Below are 3,301 nucleotides of genomic sequence, written 5' to 3'. Positions count from 1 at the left end.
TACTGCCAGCATCAATAACAAATGTTGCGAGATTAGAGCTGATATTATCCTTCAGAGATGTCAATATGCCACTATTATCAAGAGTCTTAAGTGTTGAAGATGCAACAGTTATCCCGTCAATCGATCCTTCTTTCCTATTTAGGAGGGTATTTACGCGCCCATATTGACTATTATTATTTGCTTGACTTGCCTGCTGGATCATTATTGAATTAAAGGATTCAGGTTCATCACTGGCTTTGATTATGCCAGAATTATCTAACGTGTTTATTTGACCAGAAACCCATACGGCTCCATTGATTCCACTTATGGTTCCGTGATTAAGCAGCTTTCCAACAGAACCACTGTAAGTTACTGTGACTCCACTACTTCCCTGTAAAATTCCATTATTCTCAATGCGTTCAACGGGAATTACTTGTGCCAGATTATTGTTAATGCCGACATTGACTGCACTGTATTTCAACCCGTAGCTATCTGAATCACTTGGTAGTCCTTTGGGAACATCAATTGATGCGTTCTTCTTGATAGTAAGATTTTCACACTGTGAGAGATTATAGGGTTCTGTCTCATTTTGAGAGATAGTGGTATTTGTATTCAAAGAACCACATGATGATGAGTCAGCTATTGCATCAACACTTATCCCCAGTAGAGTCACCTTAAGAGCGATTGGAAATACAGCATGTCTGTCTATCTTCATAAGAGGAACCCCTACCCATAAATAACCTGATTTTCATTTAAATAACGAAGTGGAGACTACTAAATTCATTATTACTGTAGAATATATTTACTATATCGTCGATTATTCCAACTAAAATTTGATATTAATGATTTTATTAAAGTGGTTACTGGTGAAGATCATATAGAACCTTGCATTCAGGTAAAGAGCAGTGTTTATATTTTAAGGATAAAAATTTGGATTTATAACATTGCCTTTTTTATCTGAGAAGTAGATTTAAATGAAGAAAAAATTATTATGAAATATATTTGATAGTTTAATTGAGGGTTTGATACTTCGATTTTTTAGTTTATATTTAAATTTTTGTGATGGGTTTAAATTTACAAAAAGTATCAATCATAGAGTTTTATTGATTTTTTCATGGTGGTTTTTTATATGTTTTTATTTTGTTCCTTAATGTGTTTATATTTTTGATAAGGATTTGTGATTATATGGTTTTGAATTCATTTTTTGTGTTTCAAGTGAACTTAATGTTATTGGTGGTAAATATATATGGTGGTCGTTGCCGATATGTTATGTAATAACAGTGTAGTAAAATACTCGAGTATATCCATTAGAAATAATTCCTAAGATTTATATAAAAACGCTTTTATTCTTTAGAAGACATTTTTTGTGGCGTGATTTTAAAGCATTGACGACCATTAATTGCCAGTGTAAGATTTTTATCGTTGTAACGCTACCTTATGGTAGCCAACCAATGTTCTGGCAATCTGAGAGGAACGCCTTCGGGTGATTGCAAATATCAATGTTCTAGTAGTCTGAGAGGAACGCCTTTGGGTGACTACACCATCTGCCAGACCTGAAAAGGCAGACAGTAAATACTCTGGGTAAACCCGTTTATTCTTTGAAAACGGGGATCGCTAAAGCGATTAAGAAATATTCAACTAACGTTCATCAAAAGCGATGAACCCTTTCAAACGAGTTGTTTGATGCAGAAAAACATCAAACATTTTTGTCGATGTAATACGTCTTTTGTAAATACGTCGAGAGCTTTTCCGACCTTTACCAGCGTCGATATAACGGTATGCCATTTGGAACATTTGGCATTTTCGTTATTTTCGAATCGCGGTATTGGGAGCGGAAAGATGAGCGGCGTCACTTGAGTAAAAGCGTAGCGATTACCAAGTGACGCCGCCAGGCGTAAAACTTCCAGACCGCATTACAACTAACGTTAAGACATCTTTTCAAACGGTTTTACCAAATGAAGACAACAGTTGGTATGTTTCAAAAACGTTGTAAGAGATCGTTTTAAATAATTCACAAAGCGCCCGCCGCGCCCGTTTTCACTAACGGTCGCTTGGGAGAATTTCAACTCTTAGTTTTTATAAATGAAACTAACTTTTTGATAAATAGGAGATAAGTAGTCAAGATATTGAGGCGTTCACCCTGATAACAGGCTCTGAACGGGGAGCATTAAAGCGCAGTGCAGAGCACAGAGCGCGCTCCTGTAATAACTCAACATGATAGCGCCCTGCTACACAATATCTGACTGTCAGGATGACACACATAACCGATACGCAGGGAACGTCTGTAATGACGAAAAACTAACAATTTGGATGGAGGCAGTAGAATTATGAATAATAAAAATTATCCATAATTTTAATGCTATTGGAGATTTTTATGAGTAAAAAAACATCACGTTCAAAGGTAGAAACATTTAAGAAAGATTTTATTACTTGTGCCCGTAAAGCAGGAGGTAGTTTTGTTACCGTTGCTGATCGCACTCGAATAGCCAAACAATTTCTTAATTATTTAAATTCTTCTGGAATTAAGTTGCGACAGTTAGATAGCTTAAAAATTAAGTATATAGAAGGATATGTTGACAAAAGAAAATCTGAAAATATTAGCAATCGAACTTTACAAAATGAAATGTCTGCATTACGTGGGATTCTTTCACAAGCAGGAAAACATAAATTAGCAGATCCAAATAATGAGCGGTTGAATAATCATTCACTTGGAATAGCAGGTACAAGCCGTATGGGAACAAAAGAAGCATTAACTCCCGATGAATTTAAACTGGCATTTAAAGAAGTAGAGAAAATTGATAAAGGTGTCGCTGCAACTTTACAATTGGCGTATATTTTAGGGCTTAGAACGAAAGAGGCAGTTCAGTCTTGTAAATCTATAAGTACGTGGAAACAATCTTTAAATAATGGTCACCATTCTGTCAGAGTTGTTTTTGGTACAAAAGGAGGGCGTCCTAGAGATACGACTATTTTAAATCGTGAACAATTTAAAAATGCTATTATTTATGCTGAAAACGTAATGAAAGAGCGTGAAGGTAAATTAATCAATAAGTCTAATATTCATCAGGCAATTGATCGTTATAGAAATATAGTACGCTCAGCCGGATTAGTTGGAAAAAAAGCACCTCATAGTATGCGTTATTATGTTGCTAAAGAGCTAAGTGAACATTATAAGAAAGCTGGGTTTAACCAAAAAGAAGTATTAGCCCAGGTATCTATGGATCTAAATGCCTTTTCAAAATGGTAGGAGTATCAAAGAAACTCAGTCCAATTTTTGCGAATTTTGATTTTCCACAAACAAAAAAGCAAAAAGAAGGACTGA

1 protein-coding gene and 1 pseudogene are annotated in these 3,301 nt (G+C 35.2%); one reads left to right on the top strand and one right to left on the bottom strand.

Annotation, left to right across the window (positions count from 1 at the left end; all coding sequences use genetic code 11):
- Positions 1 to 694: pseudogene (locus tag Xind_RS19350) on the bottom strand (autotransporter outer membrane beta-barrel domain-containing protein); the annotation flags it as partial.
- A gap of 1,659 nt (positions 695 to 2,353) precedes the next feature.
- Here Xind_RS19350 and Xind_RS19345 point away from each other — a divergent pair.
- Positions 2,354 to 3,226, top strand: a complete 873-nt coding sequence (locus Xind_RS19345; protein ID WP_187650914.1) for an integrase domain-containing protein — start codon at positions 2,354 to 2,356, stop codon at positions 3,224 to 3,226.
- Positions 3,227 to 3,301: the final 75 nt, after the last annotated feature.

Source organism: Xenorhabdus indica (assembly GCF_014467235.1).
Classification (GTDB): domain Bacteria; phylum Pseudomonadota; class Gammaproteobacteria; order Enterobacterales; family Enterobacteriaceae; genus Xenorhabdus; species Xenorhabdus indica.
Note: the sequence above shows the minus strand (reverse complement) of the source record. Positions and strands in the feature narration are given on the sequence as shown.